The following is a 21,610-nucleotide window of genomic DNA, read 5'->3' on the forward strand; positions in this document are numbered from 1 at the left end:
GAAACAGATGAGTACGCGGTACGTCCGGATTGCCGCAATGGCGGCCGCAGTTACTTTTGCGGCGTCGTGCAGCGGCGGACAGAACCCGGATGATTCGATGCAGACCCCCGCCTTCCCCGACACCAATATTCCGGTCGCGGAGACTCTCGACGGTCGACTGGCGCAAGCCCAGGTGGCGGCGCTCGGACGCGGTGCAGACGTCTCCATCGCCATCCTCGACCGCTCCTCGGACAAGTACCTCGATGTGTCGAGCGACCAGCAGATCGAAACCGCCTCGGTGGCAAAGCTGTTCATCGCGGAGGATCTACTTCATCAGGACGCGCGAGGCGAGCGGCCGATCACGGACGACGACCGCACCCTCATGGCGGCGATGCTCGAATCCTCCGACGACACCGCAGCCAACCTCCTGTGGGACGAGGTCGGCGGTCAAGAGGTGATCACCCGCGTCGCCGAGCGTTACGCACTGACCGCGACGACGCCGCCGTGGGACGGAATGTGGTGGAACACCGAAACCACGACCCGTGACCTGGTCACCTTCTACAACGGCATCCTCGACGACTCCGACCAACTCGGACCTGAACGGGTCGACCAGTTCGTCGAGTACCTGCGGCAATCCACTCCCGAAGGAACCGACGGCTACGACCAGAGGTTCGGCCTGCCCGAGGCCCTGTTCGGCGAGCCGGTCATCGGAGTCAAACAAGGCTGGATGTGTTGTGTCGAGGACAAGTGGATACACCTGTCCACCGGCATCGTCGGTGACGACAACCGATACATCATCGCGATCGGTTCACGAGAAGACGTCCAGTACACGGACGAGGACAGTTTCTACCCCGACACTTCGTTCACCGATGCTGTCGACGACGAAAGCGCACTGCACGCACGCGACACGGTCACCGGCGTCACACAAATCCTCTTCCCGAGCGGAAGCATCGACAACTGGGCGGCAGCATCCATGAACACGGATTCGGTGATGCCCGAAGCCTCCGGACCCTGATTCGGCCCACGCGGCCCGATTCCAACTCAGTCTTGCTTGTACTCGAGCACCGAACTGATGACCCGTTCCTGCTGTTCGGAGGTGAGCATCGGCCACAACGGCAGTCGAAGGATCGACGCCGAGAACTCGGCACTACGCACGCACGGCTCCGGTGTTCGTCCGTAGCGCACACCAGCCGCACTAGTATCCAGCGGAATGTAGTGGAACGGCGCCACGATTCCGTCGGCGGCAAGATGCCGAATCAAGCCGTCACGGCTCTCTTCGGTCGGCATCTTGAGATAGAACAGGTGCGCGGTGTGCTCGCGATCATCGGGCACAGCCATGGGCACGACACCGTTCGCGGCCGCCCACTCGCCCAAACTCACGCTGTAGGCATCCCAGACGCGATGCCTGGCCGCCTGAATCGCGTCGAACTCGGAGAGTTGTGCGTCGAGGACGGCGGCATTGAGTTCACTGGGCAAATAGCTCGACCCGATGTCCTGCCACGAATATTTGTCGACCTGGCCGCGCAGGAAGCGCGCACGGTCGGTCCCCTTCTCACGGATGATTTCGGCGCGGGTCATCAGCTGACCGTCGGAGAGCAACAGCGCGCCACCCTCGCCGCAGTGAACGTTCTTGGTGTCGTGAAAACTCTGCGTTCCGATTGTTCCGATGGTGCCGAGCGCCCGCCCGCGCCACTTTCCGCCGAGTCCGTGTGCGTTGTCTTCGATCAACGCGACGCCGCGGAGTTCCACGAGGTCGAGTAGAGGTTCCATGTCGGCGGCGACTCCGCCGTAATGCATGACCAGTACAGCTTTGGTCCGTTCCGTCATCGCCGCCGCGACGCAGGCCGGATCGATGTTGCCGGTACTCGGATCGATGTCGACGAAAACAACAGTGGCACCGCGCAACGCGACGGCGGTCGCCGCCGAACTGAACGCGAAGCTCGGAACTATGACCTCGTCGCCCGGGCCCAATTCGAGCAGCAGGGCACCCAATTCGAGTGCGTGTGTGCACGAGGTGGTCAGCAGAGCGTGCGTGGACCCGGTGATCGTTTTGATTGCTGCAGTCGCGGACTTGGTGAAACGCCCGTCACCGTGAATGTGATCGGACTCCAGAACCGTTGCCAGATTCGACAATTCGTTCGATGCCCGATAGGGGCGGGAGAAGATGATTCGATCAGTGCTCACGAGTACGCCGATCGATCGAGGTTCCCGGCCGCGGTGAATCGACAGTCAGATACAGCGGCTTTCCGACGAGGACGTGCAGTGCGACACCGAGGTATTCGGCGATCAGCCCGAGTGAGAACAGGATCGCACCTGAACAGACCAGCAGCGCCATGATGATCGACGCCCATCCTTCGGGGTCGTTGTTGTCGCCGGTCATGGCCTGGATGAAGATCACCGCGGCCATGATCACACCGGCCGACGCCAGGGTGACTCCGAGCAGACTGACCAGCCGCAGACCGCGGGTTCCGCTACACAACACCATCTTCCAGAACAACGAGAACAAACGGCGGTAGTTGTACCCGGATTCCTCGCGGCCTTCGGCTCGAAGTGTCACCGGCGCCGTGGCCGTGTTGCCGACCACCCACGTCAGCGCGACGTCCAGATACACGCCGTTGGCGGCGACGCCGGCCAACTGTCGGCCGATGTCACCGCGGATCAGGCGGTAACTTTCGAATCTCGTCGAGTCAGGGAACGCGAATACCGTCGCCAAGACGATCTTTGCGCCGCGCGAGGTCAGGTTCCGCAAGAATCCGTGCGGGCGTGTGTTCGTGGGTTTGGAATACACGAGATCGGATCGCTCCGTCAGCGCGGTGTCGAGGAAAGCCCCGATGTGCACCGGGTCGTGCTGGCCGTCCTCGTCCATCGTCACGATCCACTGGCCAGTTGCAGCGGCCATGCCGGCGATGGTCGCCGCGTCCTGGCCGTAGTTGCGGCTGAGCCACACGACACGCACCTGCTCGAAACGGCGCTCCAGTTCGAGCAACACCACGTCGGAGCGGTCCGGGCCGTTGTCGTGGACCAGCACGATCTCGTCGACGGAGAACTGCGCACCACCGGGCGTCGTACTCGGTGCGCCCAGGGCGTCCAACTCCTCGACGAGCGCCGTGATCGTCTTTTCGCCCTGATAAACGGGCACTACGACGGAAATCGAGTGCACTCGCTTCCACTCCCTTCAGGGGGCTCGACTGGCGCCGAGAGACAGGCACGATCAGGCCCACACCGTCGCGAACTTTAACACGCAGAGATGTCTTGACTTCGGATGCCGGCGGCACGTGACGCGCTCGCGTCTCCGTACGCCCCACCTGCCCTGTTAAGGTCTGGAACTCGTGGTGGAAACTCGCACTCTCGCCCGGGCAGACGTGTACAAGTGGGGCGCCGTCACGGCGATCGGTGTCATCGCCGGTTATCTGGCCGTGGTGCTCGCGAATGCTCGTCACTTCTACACCGACGACACCGAGTCCCAGTACGCGCCGCTGTGGGTCATGCTCGGCCGCAGTCTGCGAGAAGGACACCTCCCGGTGCTCGTCCCCGAGAACTGGATGGCGGGCAACTACGCGATCGAGGAAGCAGGCCTTCTCAATCCACCGCAACTCCTGATCGACCTGATCGCACCGTCCTTCGACAACTTGGCGTTGTACGCGACGATCGTGAAGTTGATCTTCGCGATCATCCTTGCACTCGGCGTCTATCGGATCTGCATCGAGTACGGCTCGAAGCCCACGTGGGCTGCCGTCGCCGGCGTCTCGATTCCGTTCACCGGTTTCCTGCTGTTCTTCGACTCGGCCAGTTGGATGACTGCCTTCACCGGCACTGCCTGGATGGTTCAGGCGTGGGCGTCGGCAATCCGCTACGCCCGAGGCAAGAGCGGTCCGATCCCGACCTTCGTGTTCTTGTATCTCGCGATGTCGGTCCAATATGTTTTCCCCGCAGTCGAATCCGGCTTGATGATCGGTGCGGTCGCAATCGGCGAAGTTGTCTATCAGCGGCGTTGGCTGCCGTCACTGCGGCTTCTGGCGGTGTCCGCGTGTGCGGCCCTGGCCGGTCTCGCGACGTATCTGCCTAGCCTGCTCACCGCGGACGTCACCTGGCGCGGTGCCTCCGAGGTCAAGAACGACGCTTTCCTCGCTGTTCCGTGGTCGGAATCGCTGAACGCGAGCCTGCCGAGCACCATGCCTGCGTTCACCTCGTGGTGGGGATACATCCAGACCATGCCCATGGTCTACGTCGCCTGGTTCCTCATTCCGGCACTGGCGTTCATCGACTGGGGCAAGGCACGCGCCGCGGCACGCGAATTGACCGCCGTCGGGGTCTTCACCGTCGCCGTCCTCATGTGGACTGCCGGGCCGAGCACGATCGGCCCACTGCGGTGGCCCGCACGCGTGCTTCCGATGGTGGCCATCGGCCTTCTGCTTCTGGTGTGCATCCTGCTCGGGCGTTACGCCACGACCGACAAGTTGCGCGGGCGCTGCGTTGCCGCGGGAATCCTCGTGGGCCTGCTTCTGATTCGGTCCGCCTCGGCAGCCCCAGGGCTCGCGAAATGGCATGTGATCTCAGCCGTCGCCGTCGTTGCCCTCGGCGCCGCGATGGTGTGGCTCGGCCGTACCAAGGGCACTGCGTTCGCATGCCTCGTAGCGATCGTCGCGGTCTCCCCCATCGCTTACGCCCAGGTTCGAGCAGCACAACCAACCCCGATGAGCTGGAACCTGCCCGAATCCCGCTCGGAGATGAAGGAAACCTTCCCCGACTTCGAGGGCACGACACTACAACTGGGCGACCGCGCGCTCATCGGCCCCGGCGACCGAACTCTCGACGGAGCGTACGGTTCCCTGGCCTTCGGCAACTACCCCAAAGACCTCGAACTGACCTACACCAGCGGCTACACCCCTAACGGGCACTTCTACTTCGGTGACCTGCTCTGCATGCGATGGGACATGAGCGTCTGCCCCGACGCCTTCCGACGCGCATTCGCCGTCGAACCCACCACTGGCCGCACCATCGTCGATCTGATGAACGTGGACCGCGTCGTACTGCAAAACGCCCTCTACCCCGATGCACGCAAGAACCCGGCTCCCGACGGATGGAAATGGGTCGACTACCCCGGACACGAGAACTTCATCTCGGTACTCGAACGCGTCGACGGCCCCGTCTCGACACGCAACGGCCGCATCGCCGACGCCCAAGGCGTCGAGGCTACGTCGATCGCGGAATCGAACTTGTCCAGCACCCTGCGAGTCAGTTCTGAGAATGGCGGAAAGGTCGTGTTCGCGCGCCTCGGCTGGCCCGGATATCGGGCCAGCCTAGGTGGTCAGCCCGTGCCGATCGACGTCGTCGCGAAGTCCTTTGTCACCGTGGACGTTCCAGCCGGTACGAAAGACGCGGAACTTGTCCTGACGTGGCGCCCCCCGGGATGGAAGGTCGGCGGCGCCTCGATGGTCGCCGGAATCCTCGGACTCGGTGTGCTCGAGTGGATGTATCTGCGCACGCGACGCAAGGACCGGATCAGCGACGTGCACACCGAGTCTTCATGACGGAAGGCGTCGCATCGACCGAGAACCCCGGCCCACTGCTGCGGGTGGTCAAGCATCAACCCATCGCGTTTGCCATTGTCGGAGTGGCCAATACGGCGATCGGCTACGTGCTCTTCGTGATGTGGTCATTGATCCTCGACAACAAGAATCTGTATCAGGTGGCCGTGATCGGCGCGTACTCCATCAGCGTCCTCATCGCTTTTGTTCTGCATCGGACTCTGGTTTTCCGCGTTCGCGGACATGTTGCCCGCGACCTGGGCGCGTTCATCGTCGTCAATTCCGGTGGCCTCGTGCTGAATCTGATTCTCGGAACACTCGCAGTGTCGATTCTGCACGCCCCGCCGCTCCCCGCTCAGGCCGTTGTCATGCTGATCGTTGCCGGTGTGAGTTTCTTCGGTCATCGATACTTCTCGTTCCGCCGCAAACCTACTGAACTGCACTGACCGTCTACGACTCGCGGGGTAACGCTCGATCCACTGCCGATTCAACGATCGTTCGAATATCTTCCTCTCCGAACAGGTTCGGCAATGTGAGTCGATCCAGTACGAGCCAGTTCAAGGACATGTAGAGCAGGCGAACGGTCATCGCATCACCGGGCACGCCCGACGCCAGATGATTGGCTACGTTCAGATCGAAGTCTTCTCGGATACTGACGGTCAGTACCGCACGCAGGTCCGGTCGACGCGTCGCCTCCAGCCGCAACTCCATGAGTGCAAGGAAACCCGTCCCGAACGAGGTGACCCGCTCGACCACTTCGAGCATGAGCGTCACCAGGCGCTCACGATCGGTGCCGTTGACGGGATCGATCAATCCCTCGAGGTCGTCCGGTATCAGTCGCTCGTAGATCCGGCCACCCGCTTGGGTGAGCAGGTCGTCGCGATTCGAGAAGTAGTTCGACGCAGTCCCGTTCGGCACGGCTGCCTGAGTGTCGACGGCTCGAAAGGTCAAGCCCCGAGCCCCTTCCCAAGCCAACACCTCGATTGCCGCGTCGATCAGGGCAAGCCGACGTTTCGGGTTCTTTCGCACTTGACATCACTCCAGACACAACCCTAGGTTAAACCACTACAAACAGAGTACTACGAACGGAGCACTTCATGCGAAAGCTTGTGTACTACGTGGGAGCATCGCTCGACGGCTACATCGCGGGACCAGGCGGCGAATTCGACTTCTACCCGGTATCCGAACAGATCACGGCCTGGATATGCGACCGGTATCCCGACACCGTGCCAACGCACGTGCGGTCTTCCCTCGGAGTGGAGGGCGCACCCAACAAGGTCTTCGACACCGTCATCATGGGTCGCGGTTCGTACGAACCCGGGCTGACCGCCGGGGTGACGAGCCCCTTCGCACATCTGCGCCAGTTCGTCGTCTCTACCACCCTCCCCGACACCGAGGATCCCGCGATCACCCTCATCCGCACTGATCCGCTGGCGCTGGTCAAAGCCCTCAAAGAAGCTGAGGGACAAGACATCTGGCTCTGCGGCGGCGGAACTCTCGCGGGCGAACTACTACCGGAGATCGACGAATTGGTCATCAAGAGGTATCCGGTTGTCGCAGGCGCGGGCATACCGATGATCAGAGGCAACTTCGAGCCGACACTGTTCACACCGACTGCAACCGAATCGCTGAGTGACGGCGCGAGCATCACCTGGTTGAAGAGAAATACCTAAGGGAGCAGATCCGGTCGACGCTCGGCCGTGCGCTGCAGCGACTGCGCATGGCGCCAAGCCTTGATCTTTGCGTGATCACCCGACAGCAGAACGGGCGGAACCTCGAGGTCGCGCCACACGGCCGGACGCGTGTAACTGGGTCCTTCGAGTAGTCCGTCGGAAAACGAATCTTCTTGGTGTGAAAGCTGATTGCCCAGCACGCCGGGCATCAGTCGAACAACAGCTTCGACCATCACCAGCACGGCAGCCTCACCGCCGATCAGTACGTAGTCGCCGATGCTGACTTCTTCGACGCGAACCCGCTTGGCTGCGTCGTCGAAAACTCGTTGATCGATTCCTTCGTATCGGCCGCAGGCGAACACAAGGTGCTTTGCGGTGGACCAGCGGTGTGCGGTCGCCTGGGTGAACGGAACGCCGGCAGGAGTGGGCACCACCAGAATCGTCTCGACGTCATCCGGGCCGTCAGTATCTGCTCGCCCGATCACGTCGTCCAGGGCCGGGCCCCAGACGGTCGGTTTCATGACCATGCCGGGTCCGCCGCCGTACGGGGAATCGTCGACGGCTTTGTGCACGTCATGGGTCCACGACCGCAGATCGTGGACGTCGACCGAGATCAAGCCACGTTCGATTGCCTTGCCCAGCAAGGCAGCACGAAGCGGTTCGAGATACTCGGGAAAGATGGTGACTACATCGAGACGCATGACAAGCGGTCAGTCGCTGTCGGCGTTCGACTTGTCGCCGAAGTCCGGGTCGAGCAGTCCCTCGGGAGGCTCGATCACCACGACGCCGTCGGCGATCGACACCGAGGTGACGATGGCAGCGACAAACGGGATCAGCAATTCACCGGACGTCTCACCGGCGCGGCGAATCGAAAGCAATTCGCCTGCGGCGGAATGCAATACCTCGATGACCGAACCGACCTCGGTGCCGTCCGTGAGGACGACCTTCAGTCCTTCGAGTTCGTGATCGTAGAACTCGTCCGGATCATCCGAAGGCTCGAGTTCGGAACTGTCGATGACAAACAGTGTGCCGCGCAACGCATCTGCATCGCCACGGTCACTGACGCCTTCGAGGCGCAGCAGAAGCCGCCCGGAATGATCCCGGGCGGCTTCCACTGTGTACGACTTCAGTGTGGACTCGCGCGGCTTGCGCCCACGCAGCACGGAACCTACGGCAAAACGATCTTCGGGCTCGTCTGTACGAACCTCGACAACCAATTCACCTTTGATGCCATGCGACTTCGCGACACGACCGACTACGAGTTCCACCTGTTTACTGCCGTCTACTGATCGGTGTCGACGACATCAACACGGATACCGCGGCCACCGATGCCGGAGACCAAGGTCCGCAGAGCGGTCGCCGTGCGACCACCCCGACCGATGACCTTGCCGAGATCGTCGGGGTGCACGTGCACCTCGACGGTCCGTCCCCGACGTCCGGTGATCAGCTCGACACGAACATCGTCGGGATTGGCGACGATGCCACGCACGAGATGCTCTACCGCATCAGCGACGACTGCACTCACTTGTCAGCAGCCTCGGCGTCTGCAGCGGGAGCCTCGGCGTCAGCCGCGGTGTCTTCTGCCTTGGCCTCGTCAGCCTTTGCAGCCTTCTTCTTCTTGGGGGTGATTGCTTCAGCAACCGGCTCGTTCTCGGCCTGCGCGAGTGCAGCCTGGAAGAGCTCGAGCTTGGTGGGCTTGGCTTCCTTGACACGCAGGGTGCCTTCGGTGCCCGGCAGGCCCTTGAACTTCTGCCAGTCACCGGTGATCTTGAGGAGTGCCTCGACGGGCTCGGTGGGCTGCGCGCCCACGGACAGCCAGTACTGAGCGCGCTCGGAATCGATGTCGATCAGCGAGGGCTCTTCCTTGGGGTGGTACTTGCCGATGGTCTCGATCGCACGGCCGTCACGACGGGTGCGCGAGTCGGCGATGACAACGCGGTACTGAGCGTTGCGGATCTTGCCGAGGCGGGTGAGCTTGATTTTGACAGCCACAGCTGCAGTTCTCCTTCAGCGCGCACAACAGTGCTGCGCATGTCACGTGCAATTCAGCGACCCACACGATTTGTGAGCCCGGTTTTGCCTCTATCCTGTGACCGTCGCAGCGGTACGTAACCGGTTGCGACGAACAATGGTCCATTGTGCCAGATGGGTGGGCCCGTTCGGAAACCACCCTGTGCGCGTTCAGGGAGCGCAGGGACTCCCTAACCACTCACGGGGGTGCCGCGGAGGATCACACGCATCGGCTTCGCGAGCATATCGGGGTTGCCGCGCGGATCTTCGGAGTAAACCACCAGGTCGGCGGGCGCTCCTTCTTCGACGCCCTGCGCACCCAACCAACTCCGCGCGTCCCAGCAGGCTGCGCCCAGCGCCTGATGCGCCGTCAGACCGGCAACTTCGAGTTCGGCGATCTCGTCGGCGATCCGCCCGTGCCTGATCGATCCGCCCGCATCCGTTCCGGCATAGATCGGAATCCCGGCGTCGTGAGCGGCACCGATGGTTTGGTGTCGACGAGCGTGCAGATCCCGCATGTGCGCTGCGTAGGTCGGATACCGCGTGGCAGAGTCCGCGATCTCGGGGAAAGTGGCGATGTTGATCAGCGTAGGAACCAAGGCCGTGCCGTGAGCGACCATCGATTCGATGGTCGCATCCGTCAGTCCGGTCCCGTGCTCGATGCAGTCGATACCGGCGTTGATCAGGCCGGGCAGAGCGTCTTCGGCAAAAACGTGAGCGGTGACCTGTGCGCCTTCGGCATGGGCGGCGGCGATGGCCTCGACCAGAATCTCGTCGCTCCACAACGGGGCGAGGTCGCCGATGGAACGATCGATCCAGTCCCCGACGAGCTTGACCCAACCGTCACCGGCGCGTGCCTGACGCACCACCTCGGCCGGCAACTGAGATTCGTCGTCCAGGTCAACCGGCAGGCCCGGGATGTACCGCTTCGGTGCCGCGATGTGCTGACCTGCGCGAATGATCCGCGGCAGATCGAGGCGCTCGTCGATGAATCTGGTGTCGACCGGCGATCCGGCGTCGCGGAGCAACAGCACACCCGCGTCACGTTCGGTCTTCGCCTGCCCCAGCAAGCCGTCGACGGTTTCGCCCCCGCCACCGCCGTAGCGGATACCGACGTGACAGTGCGCATCCACGAGACCCGGTGTGATCCAACCCGATTCGACGATCGTCTCCGCGCCGGACACCGGCTCGAAGGAAATCAGCCCGTCTACGATCCACAATTCGATCGGCCGGGCATCGGGCAGACCGATACCCCGGAGATGAAGCGCAGTCACCGACTACTTCTTGGGCAGCTTGAGCTGAGAGAGATCGATGCCTTCCAGTCCGGGCGGCAACTGGTCGAGACCCTTGGGCATGTTCGACAGGTCTGGCATTCCAGCCGGCATGCCGCCGGGCATACCCGGGAAGCCGCCCATGCCGGGGAATCCTCCGCGCATCTTGGGCTGGGTCGGACCCTTACCGCCCTTTTTGCCCTTCTTGCCCTTCTTGCTGCGCACCTGCTTGCGGGCGCCGGGCATGCCCATACGTCCGGCCATGGCAGCCATCATCTTGCGAGCCTCGAAGAAACGATCCACCAGCTGGTTGACGTCGGAAACCTTGACGCCCGAACCGTTCGCGATGCGCAGTCGGCGGGAGGCGTTGATGATCTTCGGATCGTCACGCTCGGCCGGCGTCATACCGCGGATGATTGCCTGGATTCGATCGAGTTGCTTCTCGTCGACGTTGGCAAGCGCGTCCTTCATGCCGCCTGCACCTGGCAGCATGCCGAGCAGGTTGCCGATCGGGCCCATCTTGCGGACGGCCATCATCTGATCGAGGAAGTCTTCGAGGGTGAGCTGACCGGAACCGATCTTCGCTGCGGTCGCTTCGGCCTGATCGGCGTCGAAAACCTGCTCGGCCTGCTCGATGAGGCTCAGGACGTCGCCCATGCCGAGGATCCGGCTGGCCATGCGATCGGGGTGGAAGACGTCGAAGTCTTCGAGCTTCTCGCCGGTGGAAGCGAAGAGGATCGGCTGGCCGGTGACCTCGCGGACGCTCAGCGCGGCGCCACCGCGGGCGTCGCCGTCGAGCTTGGTGAGGACGACGCCGGTGATGCCGACTCCCTCACGGAAAGCGTCGGCGGTGCTGACCGCGTCCTGACCGATCATGGCGTCGAGAACGAAGATGGTCTCGTCCGGCTTGACGGCGTCACAGATACCAGCGGCCTGCGCCATCAGCTCCGAGTCGATACCGAGGCGACCGGCGGTGTCGACGATCACGACGTCGTAATGCTTGTTGCGTGCTTCCTCGACGCCGGCGCGGGCGACCTCGACGGGGTCGGCAGCGGACACACCGAGGGCGTTCTCGCCGCCGCCGATGGAGGTGCCGGGATGCGGAGCGAAGACTGCGGCGCCCGCGCGCTCACCGACGATCTGAAGCTGAGTGACGGCGCCTGGACGCTGAAGGTCACAGGCGACGAGCAGGGGCGTGTGCCCCTGGTCCTTGAGCCACTTGGCCAACTTTCCGGCCAGCGTGGTCTTACCGGAACCCTGCAGACCGGCCAACATGATGACCGTCGGCGGAGTCTTGGCGAACTGGAGTCGACGGGTTTCGCCGCCGAGAACCTCGACCAGCTCTTCGTTGACGATCTTGACGACCTGCTGAGCCGGGTTCAGTGCACCCGAGACCTCGGCGCCCTTGGCTCGTTCCTTGACCTTGGCGATGAAGCTGCGCACTACGGGAAGTGCGACGTCGGCCTCGAGCAGGGCAAGGCGGATCTCGCGGGCCGTAGCGTCGATGTCGGCGCCGGACAGACGACCCTTGCCACGCAGATCCTTGAGAGATCCGGTCAATCTGTCGGAAAGGGATTCGAACACCGAGTGCGCTCCTGAAGGTCGTGCGAGTTAGCCGTGGATATTCTCGGGCACCAGCCTAGCCGCTACGCCCGCACCGATCCCAGCCGATGCGGGCGTAACCGCCGAAACAGGTCCGTCAATCCTCTTTCTTCTTGGGTTGAGGCACCGGAACCACCGCGAGCACCGCCTCTTCCACACGCTCTCTCGCCGCGCGGGTATCCGCCTCACCGAAGTCGAGGCAGAACGCGTCGACCACCGAAGTACCCAACGTCGCGACCTTTGCCCACCGGATGTCGGCACCGCTGTGTTCGAGTGCTGCGGCCAGTCGGCAGAGCAGGCCGATGCGGTCCTCGGTGCGCAATTCGAGGATCGCGTGACCGTCGCCGGGCGCGTCGAACCAGATGACCCGCGGCGGCGCCTGCGAATAGAGCACCGGAACCGCCGAGTCCTTGTTGGTCTGGATCGGGTCGTCCCACTGCTCCGCCCGCGCCTCCTCGTCCTTTGCGTCGAGAAGCTCGAGCAGATTCAGTTCACCGGCGGACGCTCGGATCAGTTCCTGTCGGAGCAACACCGCTTGCGGCGGTGTACCGAACCTCGGCGTCACGACAAACGAATTGACCGCCGAACCCGCATGCGACCCCAGCGAAGCAGAATGCACCCGCAAAGACTGCAGCGCCAGAACCCCGGCCGCCCGAGACAACAACCCGGGTGCGTCGGGCGCGATGACCGTCACGACGTAGGTGTGCGGATTCTCGGCCGGAACGAGCGAGACGTGGACCCCGCCGTCCTCGGCGATGGCCAACTGCTCGGGGTCGAGTGGATCAGGTTGCGGGAGCTCCTCCCCCGCCATCAGCAATCGGCAACGACGCACGAGCTCACCGATCAGCGACGATTTCCAGTCGCCCCAGACACCAGGCCCGGTGGCCAGGGAATCCGCTTCCGCCAACGAATGCAGGAGATCGAGAAGGGTCCCGTCTCCCTCGAGTGCGTCCACCACTCGCTGCACCGTTGCCGGATCGTCGAGGTCGCGACGGGTCGCGGTTTCCGGCAACAGCAGGTGATAGCGCACCATCGCCGTCAACGTCGCGACGTCGGAAGGCCAGAGTCCCAATCGATTTCCGATAGCGGTGGCCAGTTCGGCACCGACGACGCTGTGATCTCCCCCTCGGCCCTTGCCGATGTCGTGGATCAACGCACCGAGCATGAGCAGATCCGGCCGGGCGACCCGCGTGGTGAATCCGCTTGCATAGGCGGCAGTTTCGACCAGATGGCGATCGACCGTCCACGTGTGGACGGCGTCGCGCGGCGGAAGATCGCGAATGGTTCCCCACTCCGGCAGGAGTCGACCCCAGAGCCCGGTCCGGTCCATCGCCTCGATCACCGGAACCGCACGCGAGCCCGAACCGAGCACGACAAGAAGATCGTTGACCGCGTTCTTCGGCCACGGTTCACGTAGTTCGGGGGCATTGTCGGCAAGGCGATTGAGCGTCGACGCCGAGATCGGCATGCCGTTGGTGGCTGCCGCTGCCGCCACCCGCATCACCAGACCGGGGTCCTTCTTCGGCCTGGCGTCGCGCGCCAGAACAACCTCACCCGCATGCTCTACGACGCCCTCGTCCAAGGGCCGCCGCACCGGCGCACGACGCAGCCGAGACAAACCACGCCTGGGCAAGGAGTTTCCGGCGGTACGGATACCGACGTCCACCGAATAGCTGATGGTGCGCGCCGATTCGCTGAGAAGGCGTGCCAGATCGAATCGATCACCGATCCGCAGCGCCGCACCGATTTCGTCGGCGTCCTGTGCTCGCAGTTGATCGCGGGCGCGACCGGCAACGCGATGAAGTTCGGTACGCACGTCGAGCAACCGCCTGTGCGCAAGTGCCAGACCGCCGCCGGGCGAGTTGGGTCCGAGTCCCGGCATCCCGTCGGTCAACTGCGCGATGGACAGAGCGTTGAGCAACTGCACGTCACGCAACCCGCCGCGGCCGCTCTTGAGATCCGGTTCGGCGCGATGGGCGATCTCGCCGCTGCGCTCCCACCTCGTACGAGTCTGGGTGATCAACTCGTCGAACCGGCTGCGGATATCCATGCGCCACTGTCGACGGACACCACTGATCAACAGGTTGCTCAGTTCCACGTCGCCGGCAATGTGGCGCGCTTCGAGCATTCCGAGCGCCGCGGTCATGTCTGTGGCCGCAACCTGGAGCGCCTGCGGAAGCGTCCGCACACTGTGGTCGAGTTTGATGTGCGCATCCCACAGCGGGTACCACAGGCTGTCCGCAACGTGGGAGACGACTGCCGGGTCCATGTCGTCGTGCAGCAAAATCAGATCGAGGTCGGAATACGGCAACAGTTCACGTCGGCCCAGACCACCCACGGCGACGATGGCAAACCCACAATCCGGTTTGATGCCAAGTTCGGTCCCCTTGGTGGTCAACCAGAATTCGTGCAGATCGACCAGTGCATGTCGCAGTGACGGGGCGTCGAGCCTCCTGTTCTTGACGCCACCGGTGAGTAGAGCCTTGCGCGCGCGGGCCAGGTCCGCGGCTTCGTCGGATCCCCCTGACGAGACCGGCCCTGGCGCCGTCGCTTTCGCGACGGAACCAGGGCCGAAGTTCTCGGACCCTTTCGGGTCAGAGTGCATCGCCACCGCGTTCCCCGGTACGAACCCGGATGACCGACTCGACGGGCGAGACCCATACCTTGCCGTCACCGATCTTGCCGGTGCGAGCGGCCTCGACGATCACCTCGACCACCTTGTCAACGGCGGCGTCGTCGACGACGACCTCGACCCGAACCTTGGGTACGAAGTCCACGGAATACTCCGCGCCTCGGTACACCTCGGTGTGGCCCTTCTGTCGGCCGTAGCCCTGAACTTCGCTGACTGTCATACCCAGCACTCCGGCCTGCTCGAGTCCGGTCTTGACGTCCTCGAGCGTGAACGGCTTGACGATTGCTGTGATCAGCTTCATGTGCTCATCCCTTTCCAAACTCTGAAGTGCCTGAATTCACTTTAATCACGTGCTGATCACGCGAGGTCGTATGCGGTCTCTGCGTGTTCGGTCTCATCGATGCCGCGTGCCTCGTCCTCGGCCGAGATTCGCCAGCCCAGGGGCTTGAGTGCGAAGCCGATGATCGTCGTCAGGACGCCGGTGAAGACGAGTGCTGCGAGTGCGATCACGATCTGAACCACCAGTTGCTTGTAGTCGCCGCCGTAGAAGAGGCCGGTTGCGGTGCCGAAGAATCCGATACCGATCGTGCCCCACAGGCCGGAGACGAGGTGAACGCCGACGACGTCGAGCGAGTCGTCGAAGCCGAAGCGGAACTTCAGGCCGACTGCGAGAGCGGACAGGATGCCGGCAACGGCGCCGAGGAAGATGGACCCGACAGGGTTGAGCGCACCGGCAGCCGGAGTGATGGCGACCAGACCGGCGACCGCACCGGAAGCTGCGCCGAGGCTGGTGGCGTGACCGTCACGAATACGCTCGGTGGCGAGCCAGGCCAGGACTGCGGCACACGTCGCGGTGGTCGTGTTGACCCAGGCGAGACCGGCGTTTCCGTCGGCGGCGAATGCCGAGCCGGCGTTGAAGCCGAACCAACCGAACCAGAGCAGTGCGGCGCCGAGCATCACGAAGGGCAGGTTGTGCGGACGGAAGGCGGTCTTGCCGAAGCCGAGACGCTTGCCGACGATGAGAGCGAGGACCAGACCGGCCATACCCGCGTTGATGTGGACGACTGTGCCACCGGCGAAGTCGATCGGAGCGACGTTGGCGACGGTGACTCCGTCGTCGTTGACCGTGGTGCCGAAGAGCTTTGCCGCGATGCCGTCCTCGGAGCCCGAAAGGAGTCCGCCACCCCACACCATGTGTGCGAGGGGGAAGTAGACGACGGTGACCCAGATACCCGAGAACAGGAGCCAGGTACCGAACTTGACTCGCTCGGCCAGGGCGCCACTGATGAGGGCGGTGGTGATGATCGCGAACGTCACCTGGAACGCGATGTCGATGACGTTGGGGTAGCCCCACGCGCCGGCGATGAAGTTGCCGTCAGCATCGGTGATGCTGTTCTTGAGGCCGAAGAACTCGAACGGGTTGGCAAAAATGCCCCCGATGTTCTCGGAGCCGTAGGACATCGACCATCCCCACAGAACGTAGATGACGCCGATGACGGCCATGGCCCCGAAGGACATCATCATCATGTTCAGGACGGACTTGGACCGAGACATCCCGCCGTAGAAGAAAGCGAGGCCGGGTGTCATCAGCAAGACCAGAGATGCAGCCATCAGCATCCATGCGGCGTTACCGGAGTTCGCCAACAAATCGTCGGTACTCACTTACTACCTCCTAGTCGCACGTGCCGGGCAGCACGTCGTTAAGGAGAAGAGTGCTGGGCTGGTGTTTCGTCCATGGCGCTGTCGCGTTTCGCAGACGTGAACCAATTGCCCAACTTTGTTGCAAACAGGTTTCGCCAGGGGGTTCTACGAACCCTGTGCGCCTTTTCGGTAGTTCGAACTACCGAAAAGGCGCACGGGGCGTCAGCCCAGCAGGGCGTCGACGAACGCACCCGGCTCGAAGGGCGCCAGGTCGTCGGCACCTTCACCGAGACCGACCAACTTCACCGGCACACCCAGTTCATGCTGAACCTGGAAGACGATTCCGCCCTTGGCAGTTCCGTCCAGCTTGGTCAGTACGACGCCGGTGATGTCCACGACCTCCGCGAACACTCGAGCCTGCGCCAGTCCGTTCTGGCCGACCGTCGCATCGAGAACCAGCAGAACGTCGTCGACCGACGCCTTCTTCTCGATGACCCGCTTGACCTTGCCGAGCTCGTCCATCAGACCGGTCTTGGTGTGAAGGCGGCCGGCGGTGTCGATCAGGACCACGTCGACGCCGTCCGCGATGCCCCGTGAGACCGCGTCGAAGGCAATCGCAGCGGGATCTCCACCCTCCTTGCCACGAACAACTTCAGCGCCGACACGCTCGGCCCACGTCTGGAGCTGATCAGCAGCGGCGGCGCGGAACGTGTCCGCGGCACCGAGCACGACGCGACGACCGTCGGCGACGAGCACGCGAGCCAGCTTGCCGGTTGTGGTGGTCTTTCCCGTCCCGTTGACGCCGACGACGAGCAGAACAGCCGGGTGATCGTCGTGCGGCAAGGCGCGAATGGAACGGTCCAGTTCGGGACGCAGTTCGGCGATCAACACCTCGCGCAGCAGTGCGCGGGCGTCAGCTTCGGTGCGGACACTGCGTGCCGCCATCTGCTCACGAAGCTTGGTGACGACCTTTTCCGTGGTCGCGGAGCCGAGGTCAGCGATCAGAAGGGTGTCCTCGACTTCTTCCCACGAATCCTCGTCCAGATCGCCGCCACCGAGCAGACCGAGCAAGCTCTTGCCGACCGCTGACTGCGAGCGGGAGAGGCGTCCGCGCAGTCGATCAAGCCGACCCTCGGTCGGGTCGATCTCGTCCAGCACGCGAGGCGCAGGCACGACAGGCTCGGGTACAACTACAGGTTCAGGAACGACAACAGGTTCTTCGACAACCGGCTCTTCGATTACCGGCTCTTCGATTACCGGCTCTTCTGCTACCGGCTCTTCGGCAACCGGTTCCTCGACGACGGCCGGCTTCTCAGCGACAGGTTCCTCGACAACCGGTTCCTCGACGACATGTTCTTCAACTATCGGCTTTTCGACGACGGGCGGCTTCTCCGCCACCGGGGGTGCCGGAACCACCGGAGGTGGCGCTGTTGCCGTCGACCCCTGACTGAAGTTGAACCCGCCGCCGGCCTTGTAGCCGCCTGACTTGTCCTTCTCGGGGGCGCCGAGCTCCGGCTTCGTCTCGGGCGCCTTCAGCGAAACCTGCCCCTTGCGGTAACGCAGGAATCCGGCAACGAGAACGACGAGTAGTACGGCCGCTACAGCCGCGATGATGATCCAAGCCTGGGTAGTCACCGGCCCATTGTTTCAGGCTCCGACCCGGAAAGTGAGCAGGGCTTACGTAGAGGCCATGTCTTGACCGCGAAGTCGCTGCGAAATCACGGTGGTGATGCCGTCGCCGCGCATGCTGACTCCGTACAACGCGTCGGCGATTTCCATGGTCGGTTTCTGGTGGGTGATCACGATCAACTGCGACTTCTCCCGCAATTGTTCGAAGAGTCCGATCAGCCGCCGCAGGTTGGTGTCGTCCAACGCCGCCTCGACCTCGTCCATGACGTAGAACGGGGACGGGCGTGCCCGGAAGATCGCGACCAGCATGGCCACCGCGGTCAACGACTTCTCGCCGCCCGACAGCAACGACAACCGCTTGACCTTCTTCCCGGGCGGACGCGCTTCGACCTCGATGCCTGTGGTGAGCATGTCCGACGGATCGGTGAGAACCAGTCGTCCTTCTCCCCCGGGAAACAGTTTCTCGAACACGCCCACGAACTCCCGCTCGACGTCGGCATAGGCCTCGGTGAACACCTGCAGGATTCGTGCGTCCACGTCTGCGACCACAGCAAGAAGGTCCTTGCGTGCGGTCTTGACGTCTTCGAGCTGAGTGGAGAGGAAGGTGTACCGCTCCTCGAGCGCTGCGAATTCCTCGAGCGCCAGCGGATTGACCTTGCCGAGGGTGGCGAGGTCCTTCTCCGCCCGCTTGGCGCGCCGTTCCTGAGTCGCACGGTCGTACGGAAGCGGAGCGGGGGCGGTGACCTGCTCCCCGCGCTCCTTGGCCTGCTCGTACTCCTCGATTTCGAGGGCGGTCGGCGGCAGTTCGACGTCGGGTCCGTACTCGGCGATCAGATCATCGAGGCCGATACCGTACTGATCGAGGATCGACTCCTCGAGTTGTTCGATGCGCAGCGCTGCCTGAGCCTTGGCAACCTCGTCACGATGGACGGCGTCGGTGAGTGAAGCGAGTTGTCCGGTCAGTGCTCGGACGATCTCGCGGACCTGATCCAGCTTTGCCGTGCACTCGGAGCGGGCCCGAGCCAACTCGTCGCGGTGAGCAAGGGCAGCAGCGACGACGGTCTCGAGTTCGGCCGCCACACGTTGTCCCGATTCGGCGACGGCAGCTGCAACCTCCGCAGCGTGCGCCCTGGCGCGCAGAGCCCGTTCGGCGCGAATTCGCGCTTCTCGTTCGGCGGACGCGGCACGGCGAAGCGAATCAGCCTTTCCGCGAACGGATTCCGCACGTTCTTCGGCGGTGCGCACCGCGAGGCGGGCATCCATTTCGACGATGCGCACTTCCGCTAGCGCTGCTGCGGCCATTTCACGATCGGCAGCGGTCGATTCTGCGCCGTGTCCCGGTGCACTGCCGTCGGTTTCGGCCACACGCAGACGTTCTTCCAGGTCCGCCAGCTTTGTCAGCGACTCACCGCGGCCCTCCTCGGCACGCACTCTCTGGGCGGTCAACCGCTCGGATTCCGCGTGGGCGACTCGTGCTGCTTGCCCCAATCTGCCCAACTGCTCGTAAATGGCGGACATGGCAGCGTCCGACTCGTTGAGCGCGGCCAAAGTCTGCTCCGCGGTCTCGCGTCGAGCGGCCTGTTCGGCCAGAGCGCCGGACAGCGCCGCGTCAAGTTCCTCGGATCGGCTCTCCGTTGCCGCCAGTTCCGCTGCTGACGCGTCGATCGCCGCCTGTACCTCCAGCGTGCTGGGTTGCCGATCCGAGCCACCGATCATCCACCCCGAACCGTGCAGATCGCCGGAACGCGTCACGGCACGAATTCCCTTGTGGTCAGCAACAACTCGAATCGCGTCCTCGAGAGTCTCGACCAGGACAACGCCATCGAGTATTGCGGTCAACCCCGCACGCAACTCGTCAGGGCAGTCGATGACGTCGACGGCATGACGACTACCCGGCGCGATCTCGGCCTCGCGCTTGATCGCCGGTTCACCGCTCACGATCAGTGATGCACGCCCACCGTCCTGATCGGCCAGTGCTGCAACAGCCGAGCGAGCCGAGTCCAGCGACTGTGCCACGACGGCGTCCGCTGCCGGCCCCATCGCGGCGGCGATCGCGGCTTCGTAACCTGGTTCGACGTGGATCAATCCGGCCAGCGAGGTGATGCCGTCGTCGCGTCGGTGTTCGAGCAGCCAACCGCCACCGTCCTTGCGCTGCAAGCCCATCGACAGTGCCTCGACGCGCGCACGGAGCGAAGCGATACGTTGCCCGCTCGTCTTTTCTTCCTCGCGAAGTTCGTCGACGCGCGCGTCGATCATCTCGAGAGCTTCGATGGCGCGTTCATGATTGGTGTCGAGGCCGACTTCACCGGCATCGAGGTCCCCGATGCTTTCCTGCACCGTGTCGAACTCGGCCTGTGCAGCATCCCCACGCAGACGAGCCTCGTCGATTGCCTCGGTCAGCCGAGACACTTCCGCGTCGACGGATTCGACGCGGGTACGCAGAGTGTCGACCTGACCGGAGAGTCGAGCGAGACCTTCGCGCCGATCAGCGACGGCGCGGACTTCCGCCATGTGCGCCCGTTCCGCCTCTGCTGCAGCATCTTCCGTGGATGCCAGCTGCTCACGAGCTGCTTCCGATGCCGCTCGCGCGATCTCGACGCCTTCGAGAAGTTCGGCTTCCTCAGCAGCGAGACGTTCGGCCCGCGCCTCCATCTCGTCCGGGTCCTGGCCGCGGTTGCCGACGGGTTCGGAGTCGAGATGTCGTGCACGTTCGCGGGCGATGCGCACGGTGGCGTTGACTCGTTCGGCAAGCGCGGAGAGCTGGAACCAACTCTGCGCAGCCGCTTCCGATCCCGGAGTCAGACGAGCGAGAGCTTGCTCCTGGCGCCCGAGTTCGAGGTTGGCCTCGTCGAGCGCGGACGCCACCTCGTTGTGCTGTTCGCGGGCCGCTTTCTCGTCCTGCGCCTGGTCGTTCAGTTGGGTTCTACGGGTCACCAGGTCGTCAGCGGCCAGTCGCATCTTGGCATCACGCAGGTCGGCCTGGACCGTCTGCGCTCGCCGGGCGACCTCGGCTTGGCGTCCGAGCGGTTTGAGTTGCCGACGCAGTTCCGAGGTGAGATCACTGAGCCGAGCGAGATTAGCCTGCATGGAATCGAGCTTGCGCACCGCTTTTTCCTTGCGGCGGCGATGTTTGAGGACTCCGGCGGCTTCTTCGATGAAGGCGCGTCGGTCTTCGGGCCGGGATTCGAGGATCGCAGCGAGCCGTCCCTGCCCGACGATGACGTGCATCTCGCGGCCGATACCGGAGTCACTGAGCAGTTCCTGGACGTCCATCAGACGGCAGGACGAGCCGTTGATCTCGTACTCCCCCGCGCCGTCGCGGAACATGCGGCGCGTGATCGACACTTCGGAGTACTCGATCGGGAGCGCCCCGTCGGCGTTGTCGATGGTCAGGGTCACTTCGGCCCGGCCCAGCGGCGCGCGGCCGGAGGTCCCGGCAAAGATGACGTCTTCCATCTTGCCGCCGCGCAGGGCCTTGGCGCCCTGCTCGCCCATCACCCAGGTCAACGCATCGACGACGTTGGATTTTCCCGAGCCGTTGGGGCCGACGACGCAGGTGATCCCCGGCTCGAACCGAAGAGTCGTTGCCGACGCAAAGGATTTGAATCCTTTGAGTGTCAGACTCTTGAGGTGCATGGGGGGAAA

The 21,610-nt window shown here is 63.7% G+C and carries 18 protein-coding genes; 4 read left to right on the forward strand and 14 right to left on the reverse strand.

What is annotated here, in order from left to right; translation table 11 throughout:
- The first annotated feature begins 7 nt into the window (after nt 1–7).
- On the forward strand, nt 8–994 hold the full coding sequence (locus ACSW29_RS24765; protein ID WP_448278528.1) for a serine hydrolase: 987 nt from the start codon (nt 8–10) through the stop codon (nt 992–994).
- Nucleotides 995–1,020: 26 nt separating this feature from the next.
- Here the strand turns inward: ACSW29_RS24765 and rffA are convergent, their stop codons facing one another.
- Both rffA and ACSW29_RS24775 read right to left on the reverse strand, forming a co-directional pair.
- Nucleotides 1,021–2,163: a dTDP-4-amino-4,6-dideoxygalactose transaminase gene (gene rffA / locus ACSW29_RS24770; RefSeq protein WP_317827872.1), complete on the reverse strand. Its 1,143-nt coding sequence runs from the start codon at nt 2,161–2,163 to the stop codon at nt 1,021–1,023.
- Nucleotides 2,153–3,139, reverse strand: a complete 987-nt coding sequence (locus tag ACSW29_RS24775) for a glycosyltransferase (RefSeq protein WP_230812918.1) — start codon at nt 3,137–3,139, stop codon at nt 2,153–2,155. The genes rffA and ACSW29_RS24775 overlap by 11 nt, the downstream gene beginning before the upstream one ends.
- Nucleotides 3,140–3,311: 172 nt before the next feature.
- Between ACSW29_RS24775 and ACSW29_RS24780 the strand changes: the two genes are divergently transcribed.
- Both ACSW29_RS24780 and ACSW29_RS24785 read left to right on the forward strand, forming a co-directional pair.
- On the forward strand, nt 3,312–5,510 hold the full coding sequence (locus tag ACSW29_RS24780) for a hypothetical protein (RefSeq protein ID WP_448278529.1): 2,199 nt from the start codon (nt 3,312–3,314) through the stop codon (nt 5,508–5,510).
- Complete coding sequence (locus tag ACSW29_RS24785; RefSeq protein ID WP_347872172.1) at nt 5,507–5,953, forward strand: GtrA family protein; 447 nt, start codon at nt 5,507–5,509, stop codon at nt 5,951–5,953. Before ACSW29_RS24780 ends, ACSW29_RS24785 begins: the two co-directional genes overlap by 4 nt.
- Before the next feature lie 4 nt (nt 5,954–5,957).
- Here ACSW29_RS24785 and ACSW29_RS24790 read toward each other — a convergent pair whose 3' ends face one another.
- Nucleotides 5,958–6,536, reverse strand: coding sequence for a TetR/AcrR family transcriptional regulator (locus tag ACSW29_RS24790; protein ID WP_448278530.1), 579 nt, complete (start codon nt 6,534–6,536; stop codon nt 5,958–5,960).
- Nucleotides 6,537–6,604: 68 nt separating this feature from the next.
- On the opposite strand from ACSW29_RS24790, the gene ACSW29_RS24795 reads away from it, so the two are divergent.
- Entirely contained in the window at nt 6,605–7,180 is a 576-nt protein-coding gene (locus ACSW29_RS24795) for a dihydrofolate reductase family protein (RefSeq protein WP_448278531.1), read from the forward strand.
- Here the strand turns inward: ACSW29_RS24795 and trmD are convergent.
- The 11 genes from trmD to smc form a co-directional block, all read right to left on the reverse strand.
- Nucleotides 7,177–7,881 (reverse strand): tRNA (guanosine(37)-N1)-methyltransferase TrmD, encoded by a 705-nt coding sequence (gene trmD / locus ACSW29_RS24800; RefSeq protein ID WP_317827877.1) that lies wholly within the window; start codon nt 7,879–7,881, stop codon nt 7,177–7,179. The genes ACSW29_RS24795 and trmD overlap by 4 nt on opposite strands.
- A gap of 9 nt (nt 7,882–7,890) precedes the next feature.
- Nucleotides 7,891–8,448, reverse strand: coding sequence for a ribosome maturation factor RimM (gene rimM / locus ACSW29_RS24805; RefSeq protein WP_230812907.1), 558 nt, complete (start codon nt 8,446–8,448; stop codon nt 7,891–7,893).
- 14 nt (nt 8,449–8,462) lie between these two features.
- Nucleotides 8,463–8,705 carry an RNA-binding protein gene (locus ACSW29_RS24810; RefSeq protein WP_003939023.1) on the reverse strand — a complete coding sequence of 81 codons (243 nt, stop codon included), beginning with the start codon at nt 8,703–8,705 and terminating at the stop codon, nt 8,463–8,465.
- Nucleotides 8,702–9,172, reverse strand: a complete 471-nt coding sequence (gene rpsP / locus ACSW29_RS24815) for a 30S ribosomal protein S16 (RefSeq protein ID WP_003942818.1) — start codon at nt 9,170–9,172, stop codon at nt 8,702–8,704. Before rpsP ends, ACSW29_RS24810 begins: the two co-directional genes overlap by 4 nt.
- Nucleotides 9,173–9,381: 209 nt before the next feature.
- Nucleotides 9,382–10,464, reverse strand: coding sequence for an amidohydrolase family protein (locus ACSW29_RS24820; RefSeq protein ID WP_448278532.1), 1,083 nt, complete (start codon nt 10,462–10,464; stop codon nt 9,382–9,384).
- 3 nt (nt 10,465–10,467) lie between these two features.
- Nucleotides 10,468–12,045, reverse strand: coding sequence for a signal recognition particle protein (gene ffh / locus ACSW29_RS24825; RefSeq protein WP_448278533.1), 1,578 nt, complete (start codon nt 12,043–12,045; stop codon nt 10,468–10,470).
- Nucleotides 12,046–12,160: 115 nt separating this feature from the next.
- Nucleotides 12,161–14,668 (reverse strand): [protein-PII] uridylyltransferase, encoded by a 2,508-nt coding sequence (locus ACSW29_RS24830; RefSeq protein WP_347872168.1) that lies wholly within the window; start codon nt 14,666–14,668, stop codon nt 12,161–12,163.
- Nucleotides 14,658–14,996, reverse strand: a complete 339-nt coding sequence (locus ACSW29_RS24835; RefSeq protein ID WP_003942772.1) for a P-II family nitrogen regulator — start codon at nt 14,994–14,996, stop codon at nt 14,658–14,660. Before ACSW29_RS24835 ends, ACSW29_RS24830 begins: the two co-directional genes overlap by 11 nt.
- A gap of 56 nt (nt 14,997–15,052) precedes the next feature.
- Nucleotides 15,053–16,312: an ammonium transporter gene (locus tag ACSW29_RS24840; protein WP_051649690.1), complete on the reverse strand. Its 1,260-nt coding sequence runs from the start codon at nt 16,310–16,312 to the stop codon at nt 15,053–15,055.
- A gap of 246 nt (nt 16,313–16,558) precedes the next feature.
- A complete protein-coding gene (ftsY, locus tag ACSW29_RS24845) occupies nt 16,559–17,971 on the reverse strand; it encodes a signal recognition particle-docking protein FtsY (RefSeq protein WP_347872167.1) in 1,413 nt (470 codons plus the stop codon).
- Nucleotides 17,972–18,013: 42 nt separating this feature from the next.
- On the reverse strand, nt 18,014–21,601 hold the full coding sequence (gene smc, locus ACSW29_RS24850) for a chromosome segregation protein SMC (RefSeq protein ID WP_347872166.1): 3,588 nt from the start codon (nt 21,599–21,601) through the stop codon (nt 18,014–18,016).
- Nucleotides 21,602–21,610: the final 9 nt, after the last annotated feature.

This window comes from Rhodococcus sp. GB-02, from assembly GCF_053470465.1.

Excerpts from the sequence above, each read along its gene's own strand:
- ACSW29_RS24765 (WP_448278528.1), top strand. The coding sequence starts at position 8 with ATGAGTACGCGGTACGTCCGGATTGCCGCAATGGCGGCCGCAGTTACT.
- ACSW29_RS24785 (WP_347872172.1), top strand. The coding sequence starts at position 5,507 with ATGACGGAAGGCGTCGCATCGACCGAGAACCCCGGCCCACTGCTGCGG.
- ACSW29_RS24795 (WP_448278531.1), top strand. The coding sequence starts at position 6,605 with ATGCGAAAGCTTGTGTACTACGTGGGAGCATCGCTCGACGGCTACATC.
- trmD (WP_317827877.1), bottom strand. The coding sequence starts at position 7,881 with ATGCGTCTCGATGTAGTCACCATCTTTCCCGAGTATCTCGAACCGCTT.
- ACSW29_RS24830 (WP_347872168.1), bottom strand. The coding sequence starts at position 14,668 with ATGCACTCTGACCCGAAAGGGTCCGAGAACTTCGGCCCTGGTTCCGTC.
- ACSW29_RS24835 (WP_003942772.1), bottom strand. The coding sequence starts at position 14,996 with ATGAAGCTGATCACAGCAATCGTCAAGCCGTTCACGCTCGAGGACGTC.
- ACSW29_RS24840 (WP_051649690.1), bottom strand. The coding sequence starts at position 16,312 with ATGCTGATGGCTGCATCTCTGGTCTTGCTGATGACACCCGGCCTCGCT.
- smc (WP_347872166.1), bottom strand. The coding sequence starts at position 21,601 with ATGCACCTCAAGAGTCTGACACTCAAAGGATTCAAATCCTTTGCGTCG.